The sequence below is a fragment of the Roseinatronobacter sp. S2 genome (genome assembly GCF_029581395.1).
Taxonomy (GTDB): domain Bacteria; phylum Pseudomonadota; class Alphaproteobacteria; order Rhodobacterales; family Rhodobacteraceae; genus Roseinatronobacter.
Genome location: NZ_CP121113.1, coordinates 1,775,367 through 1,793,553, shown reverse-complemented (window position 1 = coordinate 1,793,553; position 18,187 = coordinate 1,775,367). Strand labels below are relative to the sequence as shown.

Genomic DNA, 18,187 nt, shown 5'->3' with positions numbered 1-18,187 from the left:
GCCCGAAGACGCCGTATATTAATGCCGCTATGCTGACATGATCCTTGCTGGCGCAGGTTCAGTGGCCACAGCGGGGTCGCGCAGGACATACCCACGGCCCCAGACGGTTTCGATGTAGTTTTCGCCTGCTGTCGCTTCCGCCAGTTTCTTGCGCAATTTGCAGATAAATACGTCGATGATTTTCAATTCCGGTTCGTCCATTCCGCCATACAGGTGATTGAGGAACATTTCCTTGGTCAGTGTCGTGCCCTTGCGCAGACTCAGCAATTCAATCATCTGGTATTCCTTGCCGGTCAGATGGACGATCTTGTTGTCAACCTCGACGGTTTTGGCATCCAGATTAACGGCCACCTTGCCGGTGCAAATGACCGATTGTGCATGCCCCTGACTGCGGCGGACAATCGCGTGAATGCGCGCGACCAGTTCTTCGCGATGAAAAGGTTTGGTCAGGTAATCATCAGCCCCGCCGCCGAATCCGCGCAATTTGGTATCGGTATCTGTTTCGCCGGTCAGGATCAGGATCGGAGTGTCCACCCGTGACAGCCGGATCTGGCGCAACACGTCAAGGCCGCCAAGATCAGGCAGGTTCAGATCCAGCAAAATCAAATCATAATCATAAATCTTGCTGAGTTCGATCGCTTCTTCCCCCATATCTGTGCAATATACATTGAAATTTGAATGGGTTAGCATCAATTCAATACTTCTTGATGTGGTGGGATCGTCTTCAACGAGCAAAACGCGCATGAGGTTCTCCTTTGTCGCAGCTTTCACCACATTTAATGAAATTCGTTAATTCTCTATTACCAATACAGAAAAATAGCACCATCAACCTAAGGTTGTCGATACTTTTGCAAGCTTGTGACCTTCAGCGCCTCAATACCGTGCAGGGATACCGCAGTTTCCCACAAGATGAATTCTTCCTCGCTTAGGTCATAACGATCCTGCGCCGATTTGCGGGTCATCAGACCATGCTGAACCGCCAGCACCACAAGGGCTTTTCGACTGGCAACCCATCGCCGCGTATTCGCCGGGGGCAGGTCAGCCAAAGTCAGGACGCGCCCATCCGGCAACGTGACGGCGCGCGGCCCCTCGACCTTCTTGATATACATGTTGGCCCCTTTCCAGCTTCGTTTCGCGGCGATGATCGCGCGCCAGCCTTAATGGCGGGTTTATGAAACTGCGGATGCCCCCTTGAGAATACGTTGCATTTTCTTATATTTTGTCGGCAATCTTGCCGGAGTTCCCAAATGCCCTTTGACCCGCCCTTGAATTCAATGGGCTTTCCCAAAACGCCTGCGCAAACACGGGTGGTCGTTGCCATGTCGGGTGGTGTCGACAGTTCGGTGGTCGCCGCCGAACTGGCCGCCGAAGGCTATGACGTGGTCGGCGTGACATTGCAGCTTTATGATCACGGGGCCGCACTGGCGAAAAAGGGGGCCTGCTGCGCGGGCCGTGACATCCATGATGCCCGCCGCGTGGCCGAGGCGATGGGGTTCCCGCATTATGTGCTGGATTACGAATCCAAATTCCGCGATTCCGTCATTGACGAATTCGCAGATGCCTATCTGGCGGGCGCAACACCTGTGCCCTGCATTCGCTGCAACGAACGGGTGAAATTCCGCGACCTGCTGGAAACCGCGCGCGATCTGGGGGCCGACTGCATGGCGACGGGGCATTATATCCAGCGTATGCAGGGCGATAATGGTGCGGAGCTGCACCGCGCGGCCGACCCTGTGCGCGACCAAAGCTACTTTTTGTTCTCCACCACGCGCGAACAGCTGGATTACCTGCGCTTCCCCCTGGGGCACCTGCGCACCAAGGCTGAAACACGCGCCCTTGCTGTCAGGCACGGGCTAAGCGTGGCCGACAAGCCGGACAGTCAGGACATCTGTTTTGTGCCTGATGGCAATTACGCCGCAGTCATTGAAAAGCTGCGCCCCGGTGCCGCAGACCCCGGAGAGATTGTGGACATGCAAGGCCATGTGCTGGGACACCATGAGGGCGTGATTCATTATACCATCGGCCAGCGGCGCGGCCTGGGCATTGGCGGGCTGACAAAGCCGCTTTATGTCGTGAAGCTGGACCCCGACGCGCGGCGGGTGATTGTGGGGCCAAAAGCGGCGCTGGCCACCCGAACCGTGCCGGTGCGCGAAATCAACTGGTTGGGCGACCAACCCTTCACGGCGCAGTCAGAATGGGAAATGTCGGTCAAGCTGCGCTCGACCCGCCCGCCAGCACCAGCCATACTGCGGCCAATCTCGGACACCGAGGCAGAGGTGGACCTGCTGACCCCTGAAGAAGGCGTCAGCCCCGGTCAGGCCTGTGTGTTCTACGCGCCCGAAGGCAGCCGTGTGATGGGCGGTGGCTGGATATGGAAGGGACGTTGAGCCGCCCCTGTGCAGGGCTTGCGCCTGTTGGCCTTGCCCTTGCACCCCGCTAGGGGATAGGGAAGACAGGTACTAGCAAAAGGACAGGCACGCGCATGGCGTTGGCACCACTGGTCATGAGTTGCGGCGACCCGTCCGGGGTTGGTCCTGAAATCGCGGTCAAGGCATGGCGCGCCATGGGGCCAAGCTGCCCTTTTGTGTGGCTGGGCGATCCGCGCCATTTGCCCGACGGCACGGAATTTGAACTGGTGTCTTTGCCAGACCAGATGACCGGCCACAAATTTCCAGTGCTTCAGGTTGATTTCGCGGCAGATGCCGGTCCGGGCCAGCCCGACCCTGCCAATGCTGCAGGCGTGATCGATGCAATTCGTCAGGGCGTGGCACTGGTTCAATCGGGGGCGGCCTGCGGGCTTGTCACCTGCCCCATCAACAAGGCCGCGCTGAAGGCGGGTGCGGGCTTTGCCTTTCCCGGCCATACCGAATTTCTGGCCGATCTGGCGGGCGGTGCCGATGTGGTGATGATGCTGGCCTGCGACGGGCTGCGCGTGGTCCCCGTGACAATTCATATTCCGCTGTCAGACGTGCCTGCACAACTGACGCAAGACCTGCTGGAACGCAGTCTGCGCATCACCCATGCGGGCCTGATGCGCGATTTCGGGGTCGCAACACCGCGACTGGCCGTTGCAGGTCTGAACCCCCATGCAGGCGAAAGCGGCACCATGGGACAAGAAGAAATCACGGTGATAGCACCCGTTCTGCAAAGACTGCGCGCCGAAGGCATGGTGATTTCAGGGCCGCTGTCTGGCGATACCATGTTTCATGCAGGTGCGCGCGCGCAGTATGATGCGGCGGTGGCGATGTATCATGATCAGGCGCTGATCCCCATCAAGACGATTGATTTTGCAGGCGGCGTGAATGTGACACTGGGCCTGCCCTTTATCCGCACATCGCCGGACCATGGCACCGCCTATGACATCGCCGGTCAGGGCAAGGCCGATTCCACATCGCTGATTGCGGCGTTGAAATTGGCGCGCAGCATGGCCGCAAGGCGCGCCGCATGATCGACGCCCTACCCCCCTTGCGCGATGTGATCCGCACCCATGATCTGCGCGCCAGGAAAAGTTTTGGCCAGAACTTCCTGCTGGATTTGAACCTGACCGCGCGGATCGCGCGCGCAGCAGGCGATCTGCACGGCGCTGACATTCTGGAGGTCGGCCCCGGCCCCGGCGGTTTGACGCGCGGCTTGCTGGCCGAAGGGGCGCGCAAGGTTCTGGCCATTGAAAAAGACCCCCGTTGCATGCCCGCGCTGGCGGAAATCGCGGGTGCCTATCCGGGCCGGTTGCAGATCATCGAAGGGGACGCGCTGGCGGTGGACCCGCTGGCCCATCTGACCCCGCCGGTCAAGGTGGTGGCCAACCTGCCCTATAATGTGGGCACCGAACTGTTGATCCGCTGGATGACGCCCGCGCAGTGGCCACCCTTCTGGGACAGTCTGACGCTGATGTTCCAGCGCGAAGTCGCCGAACGCATTGTCGCGCGCCCCGGTTCCAAGGCCTATGGGCGGCTGGCGCTGATGGTGCAGTGGCGCGCAGATGCCCGCGTGGTACTGCATCTGCCGCCCGAAGCGTTTACGCCGCCGCCAAAGGTCAGTTCCGCCGTGGTGCATATTACGCGACTGTCAAGCCCGCGCTATCCGGCGGATGCGCGCGTGCTGGAAACTGTGGTTGCGGCCGCGTTCAACCAGCGGCGCAAAATGCTGCGCGCCGCCTTGCGCGGGCTGCACCCGCAAATCGAGGATTTGCTGCAACAGGTGGGCATTGCGCCCACGGCCCGCGCCGAAGAAATCGGCCTTGAAGGGTTCTGTGCCCTTGCCCGCGCCCTTGCTGCGGCGCGTAAATCTTAGGGCGTGCCCGCATTCATTTGCAGGCGCGCGCCCGGCTTTTGCAAGATTCACTGAAGCATTGTCATGTTAAACGGAATCACAAGGCTGGTTCATTCAGGGCCGAAGGGGACGTTGGGGCATGGACAAAGCCCGCGCCAGCGGTGGGCCGGGGACTGCCGATCCCGCGTTGGTGAAGTTCACTTTTTGCAGGCTGCACACTCCTGCGTTCAAAGGCTTGGCCTGCCATCAGCGCCTTGGGAAAGTCCAACGCGCGCTTCGCGCCAGCACCCACCGGACATATCGGCGGTGCGCCCCCCCCCGGGGGGCCTATTGCGGGGATAAAGGCACAGTCGGCAGGGAATATGCGTAGCGGCCATATTCGTCGCGCAACCAATCCGCCGCACAGGTGCTGACATCGCCCAACCGCGCAAGATCCGCTTCACGCATCCGCGCCGAACGGGTCAGCATGATACGGCGCGCAAGGCTGGTGCGCCCGCGTGGCGATTGGTAAAATTCATCTGATGACACCAGATCAGGCACCGGACTGCCCAGCATGGCAAGCGCGGGGTAGCTGCCCAGACCCTTATACAATGCAAGGCTGCATTCCGACGGATCACTTGGGCATTGCTGATCACACACATTGCGCAAAGGGGCACCCAGATCGGACTGCCCCAGCCAACCGCGCAGATCAGCATCATCAACGTATTGCCCCGACATACGCAACTGCGGATCACCTTGATCGCCGGTGCCAAGATCATCGGGCAAGGCAGGCCAGTCTGCCGCCAGATAGGACAATGTCGCGGGGAACCACTCTGCGGCCAGAAGTTCAGCGGGAAAGCCGCTTTCGCGTCGGCTGGCGATCACCAGCAAGGCTTCGCGCACAGCGCGGGTATCCCCTCTCTCCGCGAAACCCTGCGCGATATCCAGACCACCATCCACATGCCAAAGCCTGCTCCAAAGCTGTGCATAGGCAATATCGGGGGCGGCAATCGTCATCCAGTTCTGGCCGGACAGGCCACCGGGCGCGCGCAAAACGGAAATTCTGTCTTGTCGGGACAATGCCGTGACCCATGGCCCCTGCAAGGCGGATTTCTTGTCGATCACGCCCAGCAAGACGCGCGCCGCACCATTGCCGTCATGGGCCAGCCGCGAAAGTGCGGGCAAGGCGTCCTGCTCTTCATCACTCAGCCAGTTTTCAAAAGCGCTGTGAAAATCCGGGTCGGACCTGCCGGGTATCGCTTCTGCATCTGCGGCAGTGCCATATCCGGCCCAAGCGACAACCAGCGCACCAAACAAAACCTGTTTGCCCAGTTGGCGCAAGACACGCAACGGCATATCCTGTTGCCTCATTTAGCCTCCCGTTTCGGTTCACGCTGCTCAGTTACAGGCCGGAACGCAGATCTACACGCATGTCGATCCGGCAGACAGACCATCACTGCCATCCCTGCCCAGCCGCTGCAACAAGCCGTATTTTATAAAAGGATACAACAGAAATTTACCCAAATCCGGGCTGGCTATGTGGCATAACCAACGAAAGCACGATCAGGACAGGGGCATTCAAACCAACACCGCGCCACCCTATTGAGGGATTGTCGAAGCTGCAATCCGGTTCGTGATGAAAAATACCTTTCCCTGCACAAACTCATTTTGTTTCTACCTATTGCGCAATGACCGCATGCAACCCGCATTGTCGCCCAACCGGACAACAGACCGCAGGTCATTTACGCAGACACGCGCAAAATTACCTGCAAGGGCTTTTGAAGTAACTGTGTTTCGCCTATCGTGAAGGGTATGCACCATGCCCCCTGATTTGCGGAAAAAGCAGATATGTCAGACCAGTATCAAGACGACCTGCAAACTATTGACACGCCTGAAGCAACCGACACGCCCGTGTCGCGTGTTGCACAGGAGATTGACCTTGCAAGCGCCGGGACCGAGGCAGAGTGGCTGGCACGCCTTGATGAAATCGGCGACGAGCTTGATCCCGTCGATGGCGGGTTTTCCCCGCTTGGCGCACATCATGCAGCGCTCTACAGCGATGGTGACGACACCTTGCTGGTAACATTCGAAACCATCGCCACAATCCGCGAACGCCAGCCCGATCACCGGCCAATGGGGTTTACGCATGCACAGGCGCGGGGCTGGTCCAGCCTGTCCATCATGGCCCGCCAGCCGCGCTGGTTCCGCGATCCCGAAATTGCCGACTATTTCGACGCCCAGATTGACGCGGGCTTTTTTGACGGGTTCCGCCGTGTGTTGTTTTACGGTGAAGGGATGTGTGGCTATGCCGCCTGCGCCTATAGTCTGGCGGCTGCCGGTTCCACGGTGCTGGCGATTGCCCCACAAGCGACACTTGATCCCACGATCGCAGGCTGGGACCGCCGCTACATGCATGCGCGACGGCTGGATTTCACCAGCCGTTTCGGGTTTGCGCCCGCCATGCTGGACGGGGGACGGGGCGCGTTTATCGTGCATGATCCCGCGCGCAGGCTGGACATGATGCACGCAACCCTGTTCCGCCGCCCCTTCGTGACCGTGTTGCGCAGCCCCGATCTGGGCCGGGACACGGCCGCCGCACTGGCGCGGATGGGGGCGTTGGCCCCCATGATCGACGCCGCCGCGCAGGGGAAACTGACGCCAGCGGTGTTTCACACCCTGATGCGCGCAAGGCGCAATGACGGGGCCTATCTGGAACGCCTGACCAGACGTTGTGCCAAACTGGGCCGCCATCCCGCACTGACACTTGCGGCCGCGCGCCACGCGCTGGCGCAATCCGACAGCCGCAAGCTGCGCAAATGCCTGAGCAAGGCCGAAAAGCAATTGTCGCGCTGACGGCCTGCCTGCCAATTCCGCAGCCCCGCAAAATCCCGCACTGACCTGCGCATTCGGGCTGGAACTGGCTGCGGGTTTTGGCTAGGGAACATGCATGCAGCAGACCCTGACCATACCCCGCCCCGATGACTGGCATCTGCATTTGCGCGATGGCGCGATGATGCAGGCCGTGGCCCCTGAAACCGCCCGCCATTTTGCGCGCGCTATCATCATGCCCAATCTGGTGCCGCCGGTGGTGACCGGCGCGCAGGCCAGCGCCTACCGGACGCGCATCAACACCGTGACGGGCAGCAGCTTCACCCCGCTGATGACCTTATACCTGACCGAGCAGACGGACCCCGCAGATGTGGTTGCCGCCCATGCGGCAGGCATCATCACGGCGGTCAAGCTGTATCCTGCGGGCGCCACCACGAATTCGGCATCGGGCGTGCAGAATTTCGACCGCGTGCGCCCTGTGCTGGACGCCATGGCGCAGGCGGGCATTCCCCTGCTGACACATGGCGAGGTGACCGACCCCGCAATTGACATTTTCGACCGCGAAGCCGTGTTCATCGACCGTGTGCTGGACCCGATCCGCCGCGCAACGCCTGAACTGCGTGTCGTGATGGAGCATATCACCACCGCCAATGCTGTGGCCTATGTCCAAAGCCAGCCGGAAAATCTGGGGGCTACAATCACGACCCATCATCTGGTGATCAACCGCAATCATATTCTGGTGGGCGGGATCAAGCCGCATTACTATTGCCTGCCCGTGGCCAAACGCGAAAGCCACCGGCTGGCACTGGTGGGGGCTGCCACGTCTGGCGATGCGCGGTTTTTCCTTGGCACTGACAGCGCCCCCCACACGGATGACGCCAAAGAATCCGCCTGCGGCTGCGCGGGCTGTTTTACGGCGACAAACACAATGTCCATTCTGGCCCATGTGTTTGAAGATGCGGGCGCATTGGACAAGCTTGAAGGGTTCGCCTCGCGCAATGGTCCGGCATTCTACGGCCTGCCCGTCAATGACAGCACATTGACGCTGGAACGCGGCGATACCCCCGTCACCTATCCCGCCAGGATCGACACCGGCACCGGGCCGGTCACGGTCTTTGACCCCGGTTTCCCGCTGTTCTGGCGGGTCGCAGAATAAGGCACGCATATGATCCCTTCCAGTTTTCCCGACCGCCAGACTGTTGCCCGCCTGACCGCACGCATGCTGCTGGACATCAAGGCCGTGCATTTCAATGCGCGCGAACCCTTCACATTTGCCAGCGGATTGCAGGCGCCCACCTATATTGACTGCCGCAAGCTGATCAGCTTTGCGCGCATTCGCAGCGCGCTGATGGATTTTCTGACCTGCCGTGTGTTGGAAGATGCAGGACTTGAGGCATTTGACAACATCGCAGGCGGCGAAACGGCGGGCATTCCCTTTGCAGCACTTGTGGCCGAACGCATGGCGCTGCCCATGACCTATGTGCGCAAGAAGCCCAAGGGCTACGGGCGCAACGCCCGCATTGAAGGGGCCATGTCCGAAGGGCAGCGCGTGCTGCTGGTAGAAGACCTGACAACCGATGGCGGATCAAAGCTTAGTTTCGTGGACGCCATCCGCGACACAGGCGCAGAATGTGCGCATACGGCGGTGATTTTCTATTACGGCATCTTCCCCGAAACCGAACCCCGGCTGGCCGAACATGGCGTCAAACTGCACTACCTGTGCACATGGTGGGATGTTCTGGCAGAAGCGCGTCGCGGGGGCGATTTCGACACCGAAACCCTTGATGCGGTCGAGGGGTTCTTGCGCGCCCCCCGCGACTGGGCCGCAAGCTAACCGCAACAGGCAGGGAAAATGCCGCATTCATTCCGCCTTCGCGTCTATTATGAAGACACTGACCTAGCGGGCATTGTCTATTACGCGAATTACCTGAAATTCATTGAACGCGCCCGGTCGGAATGGGTGCGTGATCTGGGTATCGATCAGGCGAAACTGAAGGCCGATGGCGGCGGTGTGTTCGCCGTGCGCCGCGTGGTGGCCGATTACCGCGCCCCTGCCCGTTTCGATGATATGCTGGATGTCACGACAGCCTATGTGTCGCATTCCGGCGCGCGGCTGGAGTTGCGCCAATGCGTGCTGCGCGACGCCAAATTGCTGTTTGAAGCACAGGTCACGCTGGTGTGTCTGGCCGATACAGGCCGCCCGCAGCCGCTTCCTGCGCGGTTGCTTGCCCATTTGGGCGAAAATGTTACAAATTAAACCCAAGGTATAACGCGCTTGTGTTGGTAAGGCGCTTTTATTCCTGTATGCTTTGCGTCAAAGCAAGCCGCCCGAGAAGCGGCGCATTTTGAGTGAGCAGACCATGGACCCACAAACTCTGAGCGTGACGCAAGAGATCGACTTTTCTCTGGTTGCGTTATTTGCCCGCGCCACCCTGACCGTGCAACTGGTGATGATCAGCCTGATCCTTGCCTCTTTCTGGTCATGGGGCATCATCGTGCAAAAGCATATCCGCTACCGGCGTGCCCGTGCGGAAGCCGAAGAATTTGAAGCCGCATTCTGGTCGGGTGAACCGCTGGACGAACTGTATGACCAGATCGGCCCTGCACCCGCCACGTCACCGCAACGGGTGTTCGCGTCAGGGATGACCGAATGGCGCCGTTCGCACCGTGCGGACGGGGCGCTTATTCCCGGCGCTGTGGCGCGCATCGACCGTTCCATGGATGTGGCCATCAGCAAGGAATCGCGCGAACTGACCCAGGGACTTACCTTTCTGGCCTCTGTCGGGTCGGCGTCGCCCTTTATCGGGTTGTTTGGAACGGTCTGGGGGATCAAGCACGCGTTTGAGGAAATCGCGCTGGCGCAATCCACCAATCTGGCCGTTGTCGCCCCCGGCATTGCCGAAGCACTTCTGGCCACAGGGCTAGGCCTGCTGGCCGCTATTCCCGCAACGATCTTCTACAACAAACTGACCGATGATTCAGACGAGATTATTTCGGGATATGAAGCCTTCGCGGACGAGTTCAACACCATCCTGTCGCGCCAGATGGACGCAGCCTGATCCATGGGTGCGCAGTTTCTGAAAAAAGGCGGCGGGACGGGGCGGCGCAGACGCCGCGGCGGGGCCGCGCGCATGTCCGAAATCAACGTCACCCCCTTTGTGGATGTGATGCTGGTGTTGCTGATCATCTTCATGGTCGCTGCACCCATGCTGACTGTCGGCGTGCCGGTGGAATTGCCGCGCACATCGGCGGGCGCCTTGCCTGCCGAACAGGAAGAGCCGCTGTCAGTCACCCTTAGCACCGATGGGACGGTGATGATCATGTCATCCGAGGTCAGCCTGAATGACCTGATCCCGCAACTGCGTGCGATTGCCGCCGAACGGCGTGACAACCGCGTGTATCTGCGTGCGGACGGGTCCATTCCCTATGAACGTGTCGTTCAGGTGATGGGCGCGCTGAATTCGGGGGGATTCAACAATATCGGTCTGGTGACCGAACAAGGCGGCCCGCGCTTCGACGGGCAGCCTAACTGATGTAGAAAGCCGGTCTGGCACATGGCAGTCGCTGTTGACATCATATCACGGTTGGACACGGGGCAGAAAGTCTCGGGCGGGGCACATATTGCGCTGATCGCGTGGGTTATGCTGTTCGACCTGTTTCAGGCCCCCGACACTGCGTCCAGCATTCCGGTGACCGATGTTGCGCTGATTTCATCAGAAGAATTCGCGGCACTGTCCGCGCCCGCAAGTGCCCCGCCACCACCTGCGCCGGAACCCGAACCCGAACCGCAGCCAGCCCCCGCACCGGAGCCAGAAATTTCGGCACCCGAACCGATTACACCGCAACCCACACCCGAACCCGCACCGGAACCAACACCGCCGCCACCGACACCAGAACCGACACCGACACCAGAACCGGCCCCCCAACCCGAACCGGAACCTGCCGCACCGTCAACAGGGGTGATCTTTTCGCCACAAACCACACCGGGGGCCAGTCAGCGCCCGCGCCCGCGTCCTGTGGACCGCGTGGCCCCTGCCCCCACCGAAGCCCCGCCCGAGGACGCGCAGACAGATCTGGCCGCGCAACCGGCAACAACACCCGATCCGGGTGACGAACAATCCGCGCCGGTAGAAGAGCAGCCGGAAACCGCGCCGCCCGAAGCCACGACCGAAATCGTGACCGAAGCGACCGAAACCGACGACAGTTCGACCGAACGCGCGGCAGCGGCCCCCAACATCAGCCAGCGCCCGCGCCCGCGGCCCGACCGCCCGACGCCCGCGCCGGAACCGGAACCCGCGCAAACAGCCGCGGCACCCGACCCCACGCCCGAACCGACACCTACACCAACGCCGACACCACAACCCGACCCCGAACCCGCAGACGCGCCTGCGGATGCCATCAATGATGCGCTGGCGGCCGCCCTGGCCGAAAGCGCCGCACCGTCAGCCCCCGTCAGTGCCGGCCTGTCGGCCAGTCAGGCCGATGCGCTGCGTCTGGCAATCCAGCAATGCTGGAATATTGTGTCGCTGTCGACCGAAGCGCTGCAAGTCACCGTGACAGTCGGCTTTTCGATGACCCCGTCTGCCATGCCCGAACAGGGCACGATTCGCGTCGTGGGCGCATCTGGCGGGTCGGAAGCGGCGGTCAATCAGGCATTCGAAGTGGCGCGCCGCGCAATCATTCGCTGTGCAGGGGACGGATATGGCCTTCCCCCCGAGCAATATGACGCGTGGCGTGATATAGAGATTACATTCAACCCCGAAGGCATGAGACTCAGATGAAACGGATTTTCCAGATTCTGCCCCTGCTTGCCCTGACATGCATGACAATGTTCGTGGCCCCGGCCCCCGCGCAAGCGCAGCCCTTGCGACTTCAGATCACCGAAGGCGTGATCGACCCGATGCCGATTGCCGTTCCCGCCTTCGTGGCCGAGGATAGCGGCGGGGCGCGCTATACCGATGCGCTGGCACGCGTGGTGGTTGCCAACCTGACCGGCACCGGATTGTTCCGCGAAGTGCCCCCCAATGCCCACATTGCGCGGATCACCAGTTTTGATGCGGGCATAGGGTTTGCCGATTGGCGCGCGGTCAATGTTCAGGCGCTGATCACCGGCGCGGTGTCGGTATCCGGCAACCGTATGAATGTGAAATTCCGCGTCTATGATGTGGTGTCCGGCCAGCAACTGGGTCAGGGGCTGCAATTCGCAGGCACAGTCGATGACTGGCGGCGGATGGGGCACAAAGTCTCTGATGCGGTCTATAGCCGCATCACCGGCGAGGATGGCTATTTCGACAGCCGCGTTGTGTTCGTGGCCGAAACCGGTCCACGCGACAACCGCAACAAACGGCTGGCGATCATGGATCAGGACGGCGAGAATACTGAATACCTGTCGGACGGGCGCGCGTTGGTGATTGCGCCGCGCATGTCACCCACGGGCGACCGTGTTGTGTATACCAGCTACGATTCGGGCAGCCCGCGCATTGTGTTGCTGAACCTGTCCAGCGGTCAGCGTCAGATGGTCGGTGACCAACCCGGTGCGATGACCTTTTCGCCACGTTTCGCACCCGACGGGCAGTCGCTGGTCTATTCACTGGCGCGCGGCGGGAATACGGACCTGTACCGGATGGACTTGCGCAATGGCCAGCAAACCCAGCTTACCAATTCGCCATCAATCGCCACCGCACCCAGCTTTTCGCCTGACGGTCGCTTCATCACGTTTGAGTCCGACCGTTCCGGCACCAGCCAGATTTATATCATGCCAGCAGGCGGCGGCGAAGCCCGGCGCATCAGCTTTGGTCAAGGGCGGTATTCAACGCCTGTCTGGTCCCCGCGCGGCGACCTGATCGCCTTCACCAAATCGAATGCGGGCCGGTTTCATATCGGGGTCATGCGCACGGACGGGTCGGAAGAACGGCTGCTTACGGCGTCGTTCCTTGACGAAGGGCCGACATGGGCACCCAATGGCCGCGTCGTTATGTTCACCCGCGAAGCACAAGGCGGTGACCCGTCCATATATTCGGTTGATATTACAGGGCGAAATCTGCGACGGGTGACAACACAAGGCGCCGCATCTGACCCTGCCTGGGGACCGTTGCGCCCCTGATCAAGATCACACCTGCACCACCAACACATGACATCAACAAGACCAAGGGATAGACCCATGACACTGACAACCAAAACACTGCTTTTGCTGGGCGCGCTGGCGCTTGCAGCTTGCAACAACCCGCGCCCCGGCGACACGTTCGGCGGTGGGGGCGCTGACGGCTTCGGCGGCGAAGGGGGCTTTGGCACTGGCATCAGCACGGGCGAGCTGGGCGACCCCAATGACCCCCGTTCCATTGCGCATTTCAACCAGCGCATCGGGGATCGCGTATTCTTCACCGTGGACAGTTCCAGCCTGACATCTGAAGGGCGCGAGACACTGAACGCGCAGGCCCGCTGGCTGAACGCGAACGCGCAATATGCGATTGTGGTCGAAGGCCATGCCGATGAACGCGGCACGCGTGAATATAACGTGGCTCTTGGGGAACGTCGTGCAAACGCCGTTCTGCAATATCTGGTCAGCCAGGGCGTAAGCGCTGGACGCATGCGCACCGTCAGCTATGGCAAGGAACGCCCTGTCGAAGCCTGTGCCGCACAACGATGCTGGGATATCAACCGCCGCTCGGTCACGGTGATTTCCGGCGGTCTGTCGGGGTAACATCATGCGTTTGTTGCGGATCACGACCATCGCCATTCTGATGCTGGGGCCGGTTTCGGCCCCGGTACTGGCACAAGAGGCAGCACCCACGGCAGAGCAAGGCGACAGCCTTGCCCAGTTGCGCAGTGAAATCAGCGCCCTCAGCGCGCTGGTCGCAGATCTGGCGGCGAACCTGTCGTCAGGTTCGGGCGGGGCCGCGCAAACGCAAGGTTTCGACGGCAGCATGATTGACCAGGTGGAACGCATCCGCGAAGAACTGGCCAATCTGACCGCGCGCGCCGAAGCATTGGAATTTCGCATTCGCAGCGTTGTTGATGATGCATCAAACCGGATCGGGGATATGGAATTCCGCCTGACCGAACTGGAAGGCGGGGATACATCCGCCCTGCCACCCACGCCCCCGCTTGGCGGTGAAAATGGCGCGACCAGTGGCGGGGTCAGTGACCCCGTGCAGGCCCCCCAGCTTGCCGCTGGCGAACAATCCGCCTTTGATGCCGCGCGCGCGTTGCTGGATGACGGGGACACCGACGCGGGAAAATCCGCCCTGTCCGTCTTTCTGGAAACCTATCCGGGCAGCCCGCTTGCGGCACAGGCCAGCGCGTTGCTGGCACAGGCGCAGCGTGACACCGGCGCCGAATCCGATGCCGCACGCACATGGCTGAACCTGTATCTGGCCAATCCCGAAGGGCCTGATGCCCCTCATGCTCTGCTGGAACTGGGCAACAGTCTGGCGCAGTTGGGACAGCAGGCCGAAGCCTGCGTGATGTTCGAGGAACTGTTCACACGCTTCCCCGACGCACCACAGGCACCGGATGCGCGCGACGCCCATAGCCGCCAAGAATGCCCCTAGGCACGCCGCATACTGACGTGGACGCCCTTCGGGCTGGTTTTGCCGCGCAGATGCACGCGGTAGGCACCAGGGCCCCCATCCAGCGGCTTGGGGTGGCGGTTTCGGGCGGCGGGGATTCCATGGCCTTGCTGCGGCTGGCGCAGGACTGGGCGCAGCGCCACCAAAAGACCCTGCTGGTTGCAACCGTCGATCACGGGCTGCGGCCGCAAGCCGCGGACGAGGCTGCAATGGTTGCCCGCTGCGCGACCCGACTTGGCCTGCCCCATCAAACGCTTGAATGGCGGGGCTGGGACAGGCATGGCAACCTGCAAGATAACGCGCGCGAGGCCCGCAAGCGGCTGTTGTCACAATGGGCACAGGCCCATGCACTTGATGCCGTTGCCCTTGGCCACACACTCGATGATCAGGCCGAAACCTTGTTGATGCGCCTTGCGCGCGGATCAGGTGTCGAAGGGTTGTCGGGGATGGCTGCGCACCATGTCGCACAAGGCACTACATGGCTGCGCCCGCTTCTGGGAATGGGCCGCGCACAGTTGCGCGCCTATTTGCGCGCATTGCGGGAAACATGGGTGGACGATCCGTCGAATCACGATACCAGTTTTGACAGGGTCAAGGCACGGCAGGCGCTGGACTATCTCGCCCCGTTGGGACTGGATGCAAAGCGGCTTGGGCAAACCGCAGACCGCATGCGCGCGGCCCGCACAAGTCTGGATTTTCTGGCCGATGCGCAGGCCGCAAAAATCCTGACCGTGGAACATGGCGATTTTATCTTTGATGCTCGGGAACTGGACGCTCTGCCACAAGACACACGCACACGACTTGCAGCGCACGCCCTTCAGGCAATATCAGGCAATGCATACCGACCGCGTCTGGACGCCTTGCACGCGGCACTGCACAGCACATCGCGCACCACACTGCATGGCTGCGTATTGTCGCGCAGCAAAGGCGCGCTTAGGGTTACGCGCGAATACAGCGCCGTTACCCGCCTGCGCGCACCGATTGGCGCGACATGGGACGGGCGCTGGCGCGTTCAGCCCGTGTCTGCGCCGCCCGATAATGCGCACGATCTGCACATTGCCGCACTGGGACCGGACGGGGCCAACCAGTGCCGCCCCCGCAGCGACTGGCGTGTGCCTTATGCATCGCTTCTGGCCAGTCCGGCAGTCTGGCAGGGCACAACCCTTATAGCGGCCCCTTTGGCGATGCAAAATTGCGGCTGGCAGGCGGAATCTTACCATATTTGGCCACGCATGCGCATTTCTTGATACGTGCAGATTGATTGCAGAACTATGATCGCTATGTAACAAGGGTAAGAAGCACGCTTTTGTGCGTGATAACACCACGAACGGTGCGCGATACTGCGCTTTCGGGCAGCACTATACGCCGCGCACCTGATCGAAACCAAAGGAGACGCCCGTGGGCAACGCACGGAATTTCGCTTTCTGGATCGTGCTGTTTTTGTTGATGATCATGCTTTTCAACATGTTCAGCAACAATCAGGGCACATCATCAGCGCGCAGCGTGAATTATTCTGATTTCGTCCAGCGGGTCGATTCGGGCACTGTCAGCAGGGTTACCATTGATGGCGAACGCATTGTGTTCGTGGGCAGTGACGGCCAGCAATATTCGACCGTGCGACCAGACGACGCAGGCCTGACTGATCGGCTGCTGGATGCGGGCATCCCCATCGAGGCACGGCCCCAACAGCAATCCGGTTTCCTGTCCACGCTTATGCTGTGGCTGCCATTCCTGCTGCTGATCGGCGTCTGGATCTATTTCATGAACCGCATGCAGGGCGGTGGCAAAGGCGGCGCGATGGGGTTTGGCAAATCCAAGGCCAAGCTGCTGACCGAAAAAAGCGGTCGTGTGACATTTGACGATGTTGCGGGCATTGATGAAGCCAAGGACGAGCTGGAAGAGATTGTCGAGTTTCTGCGCAACCCCCAGAAATTCAGCCGCCTTGGTGGCAAAATCCCCAAAGGCGCGCTTCTGGTCGGCCCTCCCGGCACCGGTAAAACGCTGCTTGCACGCGCCATCGCAGGCGAAGCAGGCGTGCCCTTCTTCACGATTTCGGGGTCCGATTTTGTGGAAATGTTCGTGGGTGTCGGTGCCAGCCGTGTGCGTGACATGTTCGAGCAAGCCAAGAAAAACGCCCCCTGCATTGTCTTTATCGACGAGATTGACGCCGTCGGCCGGTCGCGTGGCGTGGGCTATGGCGGCGGCAATGACGAACGCGAACAGACCCTGAACCAGCTTCTGGTCGAAATGGACGGGTTCGAAGCCAATGAGGGCATCATCATCGTGGCGGCCACCAACCGCCCCGATGTGCTGGACCCCGCGCTGCTGCGTCCGGGCCGGTTTGACCGTCAGGTGCAGGTGCCCAACCCCGACATCAAGGGGCGCGAGCGTATCCTGGGCGTGCATGCGCGCAAGGTGCCGCTGGGTCCGAATGTGGATCTGCGCATCATCGCACGCGGCACACCGGGCTTCTCGGGTGCTGATCTGGCGAACCTTGTGAATGAAGCGGCATTGATGGGCGCGCGCTCAAACCGTCGCTTTGTCACCATGGAAGACTTCGAGTCGGCCAAGGACAAGGTCATGATGGGGGCCGAACGCCGGTCCATGGTCATGTCCGAAGATGAGAAGAAACTGACCGCCTATCACGAAGCCGGTCACGCGGTCGTGGGCCTGCATGTGCCCGAACACGACCCCATCCACAAGGCAACTATCATCCCGCGCGGTCGCGCGCTGGGTCTGGTGCTGTCGCTGCCCGAACGCGATCAGTTGTCTGTCAGCTATCGCAAATACAAATCCAAGATCGCCATGGCGATGGGTGGGCGTGTGGCTGAAGAACTGACTTTCGGGGAAGATGCGGTCACATCCGGTGCGGCAAGCGACATTCAGCAGGTCACCAAGATTGCGCGCGCCATGGTCACCCAATTCGGCTTCGACCCTGAATTGGGGTATGTCGATTACGCCAATGAACAGCAAAGCTATCTGGGCGCTTACGGGGGTGGTTCGAACCATTCCAGCATGACCCAGAAGATGATCGACGACAAGGTGCGGCAACTGGTTCAGGAAGGCTATGACACTGCCAAGAAAATCCTGACCGAACATGCCAATGATCTGGAAAACCTTGCGCAGGGCTTGCTGGAATACGAGACCCTGACAGGGCCTGAAATCGCGCGCGTCATGCGCGGTGAACCCTTGAACCGCGGCGATGATGATGCAGACACACCCGGCAGCGGCACCCCGTCGGTTGCGGCCATCCCCAAGACGCGTGGCCGCAAACGTGGCGACGAAAGCGGGGACGGTATGGAACCCGAACCGTCTGCGTAAATACCTGCGATATAAGACAAAAGCCCCGGCCCTGTGCCGGGGCTTTTTGTTGGGTGCAGTGCGCGGTCATGTGCAGGAATCGGGCTGGTCTAAATTCTGGCCGGAAGGGGTGTTCGTGCTTGGACAAGGTCCGCGCTGTCGGTGGGCCGGGGTCTGCCGATCCCACGTTATGGGAATGCAGTTTATGCAGGCTGCATATTCCTGCGTTCAAAGGCTTGGGG

At 60.9% G+C, this 18,187-nt stretch carries 18 protein-coding genes; 15 read left to right on the top strand and 3 right to left on the bottom strand.

Going from position 1 to position 18,187, the window contains the following annotated elements:
• Nucleotides 1-27: 27 nt before the first annotated feature.
• Together ctrA and P8S53_RS08510 are read right to left on the bottom strand one after the other, a co-directional pair.
• Nucleotides 28-744, bottom strand: coding sequence for a response regulator transcription factor CtrA (gene ctrA / locus P8S53_RS08515; protein ID WP_277803539.1), 717 nt, complete (start codon nt 742-744; stop codon nt 28-30).
• A gap of 86 nt (nt 745-830) precedes the next feature.
• Nucleotides 831-1,109: a DUF1153 domain-containing protein gene (locus P8S53_RS08510; RefSeq protein WP_277803538.1), complete on the bottom strand. Its 279-nt coding sequence runs from the start codon at nt 1,107-1,109 to the stop codon at nt 831-833.
• A gap of 138 nt (nt 1,110-1,247) precedes the next feature.
• On the opposite strand from P8S53_RS08510, the gene mnmA reads away from it, so the two are divergent.
• From mnmA to rsmA, 3 genes are all read left to right on the top strand, one after another.
• Nucleotides 1,248-2,387 (top strand): tRNA 2-thiouridine(34) synthase MnmA, encoded by a 1,140-nt coding sequence (gene mnmA, locus P8S53_RS08505; protein ID WP_277803537.1) that lies wholly within the window; start codon nt 1,248-1,250, stop codon nt 2,385-2,387.
• A 95-nt stretch (nt 2,388-2,482) separates the two neighbouring features.
• Nucleotides 2,483-3,448, top strand: coding sequence for a 4-hydroxythreonine-4-phosphate dehydrogenase PdxA (pdxA, locus tag P8S53_RS08500; RefSeq protein ID WP_277803536.1), 966 nt, complete (start codon nt 2,483-2,485; stop codon nt 3,446-3,448).
• Nucleotides 3,445-4,290 carry a 16S rRNA (adenine(1518)-N(6)/adenine(1519)-N(6))-dimethyltransferase RsmA gene (gene rsmA / locus P8S53_RS08495; protein WP_277803535.1) on the top strand — a complete coding sequence of 282 codons (846 nt, stop codon included), beginning with the start codon at nt 3,445-3,447 and terminating at the stop codon, nt 4,288-4,290. Before pdxA ends, rsmA begins: the two co-directional genes overlap by 4 nt.
• Nucleotides 4,291-4,596: 306 nt before the next feature.
• Here the strand turns inward: rsmA and P8S53_RS08490 are convergent, their stop codons facing one another.
• Nucleotides 4,597-5,619 (bottom strand): hypothetical protein, encoded by a 1,023-nt coding sequence (locus P8S53_RS08490; RefSeq protein ID WP_277803534.1) that lies wholly within the window; start codon nt 5,617-5,619, stop codon nt 4,597-4,599.
• A gap of 477 nt (nt 5,620-6,096) precedes the next feature.
• Here P8S53_RS08490 and P8S53_RS08485 point away from each other — a divergent pair, with 477 nt between their 5' ends.
• From P8S53_RS08485 to ftsH, 12 genes are all read left to right on the top strand, one after another.
• Nucleotides 6,097-7,101: a hypothetical protein gene (locus P8S53_RS08485; protein ID WP_277803533.1), complete on the top strand. Its 1,005-nt coding sequence runs from the start codon at nt 6,097-6,099 to the stop codon at nt 7,099-7,101.
• Nucleotides 7,102-7,195: 94 nt separating this feature from the next.
• On the top strand, nt 7,196-8,233 hold the full coding sequence (gene pyrC, locus P8S53_RS08480) for a dihydroorotase (protein WP_277803532.1): 1,038 nt from the start codon (nt 7,196-7,198) through the stop codon (nt 8,231-8,233).
• Nucleotides 8,234-8,242: 9 nt separating this feature from the next.
• Nucleotides 8,243-8,911, top strand: a complete 669-nt coding sequence (locus P8S53_RS08475; protein WP_277803531.1) for an orotate phosphoribosyltransferase — start codon at nt 8,243-8,245, stop codon at nt 8,909-8,911.
• Nucleotides 8,912-8,929: 18 nt separating this feature from the next.
• A complete protein-coding gene (ybgC, locus tag P8S53_RS08470) occupies nt 8,930-9,334 on the top strand; it encodes a tol-pal system-associated acyl-CoA thioesterase (protein WP_277803530.1) in 405 nt (134 codons plus the stop codon).
• 103 nt (nt 9,335-9,437) lie between these two features.
• A complete protein-coding gene (tolQ, locus tag P8S53_RS08465; RefSeq protein WP_277803529.1) occupies nt 9,438-10,136 on the top strand; it encodes a protein TolQ in 699 nt (232 codons plus the stop codon).
• A gap of 3 nt (nt 10,137-10,139) precedes the next feature.
• Entirely contained in the window at nt 10,140-10,610 is a 471-nt protein-coding gene (gene tolR / locus P8S53_RS08460) for a protein TolR (protein WP_306417787.1), read from the top strand.
• 21 nt (nt 10,611-10,631) lie between these two features.
• A complete protein-coding gene (locus P8S53_RS08455) occupies nt 10,632-11,858 on the top strand; it encodes a hypothetical protein (protein ID WP_277803527.1) in 1,227 nt (408 codons plus the stop codon).
• Complete coding sequence (tolB, locus tag P8S53_RS08450; protein ID WP_277803526.1) at nt 11,855-13,180, top strand: Tol-Pal system beta propeller repeat protein TolB; 1,326 nt, start codon at nt 11,855-11,857, stop codon at nt 13,178-13,180. The genes P8S53_RS08455 and tolB overlap by 4 nt, the downstream gene beginning before the upstream one ends.
• Nucleotides 13,181-13,237: 57 nt before the next feature.
• Nucleotides 13,238-13,777: a peptidoglycan-associated lipoprotein Pal gene (gene pal / locus P8S53_RS08445; RefSeq protein ID WP_277803525.1), complete on the top strand. Its 540-nt coding sequence runs from the start codon at nt 13,238-13,240 to the stop codon at nt 13,775-13,777.
• A gap of 4 nt (nt 13,778-13,781) precedes the next feature.
• A complete protein-coding gene (locus tag P8S53_RS08440) occupies nt 13,782-14,627 on the top strand; it encodes a tetratricopeptide repeat protein (protein ID WP_277803524.1) in 846 nt (281 codons plus the stop codon).
• Entirely contained in the window at nt 14,618-15,892 is a 1,275-nt protein-coding gene (tilS, locus tag P8S53_RS08435; protein ID WP_277803523.1) for a tRNA lysidine(34) synthetase TilS, read from the top strand. The genes P8S53_RS08440 and tilS overlap by 10 nt, the downstream gene beginning before the upstream one ends.
• A gap of 151 nt (nt 15,893-16,043) precedes the next feature.
• Entirely contained in the window at nt 16,044-17,966 is a 1,923-nt protein-coding gene (gene ftsH / locus P8S53_RS08430) for an ATP-dependent zinc metalloprotease FtsH (protein WP_277803522.1), read from the top strand.
• Nucleotides 17,967-18,187: the final 221 nt, after the last annotated feature.

What these genes read in the sequence shown, in the direction of transcription:
- ctrA (WP_277803539.1), bottom strand. Translation starts at nt 744, where the DNA reads ATGCGCGTTTTGCTCGTTGAAGACGATCCCACCACATCAAGAAGTATT.
- P8S53_RS08510 (WP_277803538.1), bottom strand. Translation starts at nt 1,109, where the DNA reads ATGTATATCAAGAAGGTCGAGGGGCCGCGCGCCGTCACGTTGCCGGAT.
- mnmA (WP_277803537.1), top strand. Translation starts at nt 1,248, where the DNA reads ATGCCCTTTGACCCGCCCTTGAATTCAATGGGCTTTCCCAAAACGCCT.
- pdxA (WP_277803536.1), top strand. Translation starts at nt 2,483, where the DNA reads ATGGCGTTGGCACCACTGGTCATGAGTTGCGGCGACCCGTCCGGGGTT.
- rsmA (WP_277803535.1), top strand. Translation starts at nt 3,445, where the DNA reads ATGATCGACGCCCTACCCCCCTTGCGCGATGTGATCCGCACCCATGAT.
- P8S53_RS08490 (WP_277803534.1), bottom strand. Translation starts at nt 5,619, where the DNA reads ATGAGGCAACAGGATATGCCGTTGCGTGTCTTGCGCCAACTGGGCAAA.
- P8S53_RS08485 (WP_277803533.1), top strand. Translation starts at nt 6,097, where the DNA reads ATGTCAGACCAGTATCAAGACGACCTGCAAACTATTGACACGCCTGAA.
- pyrC (WP_277803532.1), top strand. Translation starts at nt 7,196, where the DNA reads ATGCAGCAGACCCTGACCATACCCCGCCCCGATGACTGGCATCTGCAT.
- P8S53_RS08475 (WP_277803531.1), top strand. Translation starts at nt 8,243, where the DNA reads ATGATCCCTTCCAGTTTTCCCGACCGCCAGACTGTTGCCCGCCTGACC.
- ybgC (WP_277803530.1), top strand. Translation starts at nt 8,930, where the DNA reads ATGCCGCATTCATTCCGCCTTCGCGTCTATTATGAAGACACTGACCTA.
- tolQ (WP_277803529.1), top strand. Translation starts at nt 9,438, where the DNA reads ATGGACCCACAAACTCTGAGCGTGACGCAAGAGATCGACTTTTCTCTG.
- tolR (WP_306417787.1), top strand. Translation starts at nt 10,140, where the DNA reads ATGGGTGCGCAGTTTCTGAAAAAAGGCGGCGGGACGGGGCGGCGCAGA.
- P8S53_RS08455 (WP_277803527.1), top strand. Translation starts at nt 10,632, where the DNA reads ATGGCAGTCGCTGTTGACATCATATCACGGTTGGACACGGGGCAGAAA.
- tolB (WP_277803526.1), top strand. Translation starts at nt 11,855, where the DNA reads ATGAAACGGATTTTCCAGATTCTGCCCCTGCTTGCCCTGACATGCATG.
- pal (WP_277803525.1), top strand. Translation starts at nt 13,238, where the DNA reads ATGACACTGACAACCAAAACACTGCTTTTGCTGGGCGCGCTGGCGCTT.
- P8S53_RS08440 (WP_277803524.1), top strand. Translation starts at nt 13,782, where the DNA reads ATGCGTTTGTTGCGGATCACGACCATCGCCATTCTGATGCTGGGGCCG.
- tilS (WP_277803523.1), top strand. Translation starts at nt 14,618, where the DNA reads ATGCCCCTAGGCACGCCGCATACTGACGTGGACGCCCTTCGGGCTGGT.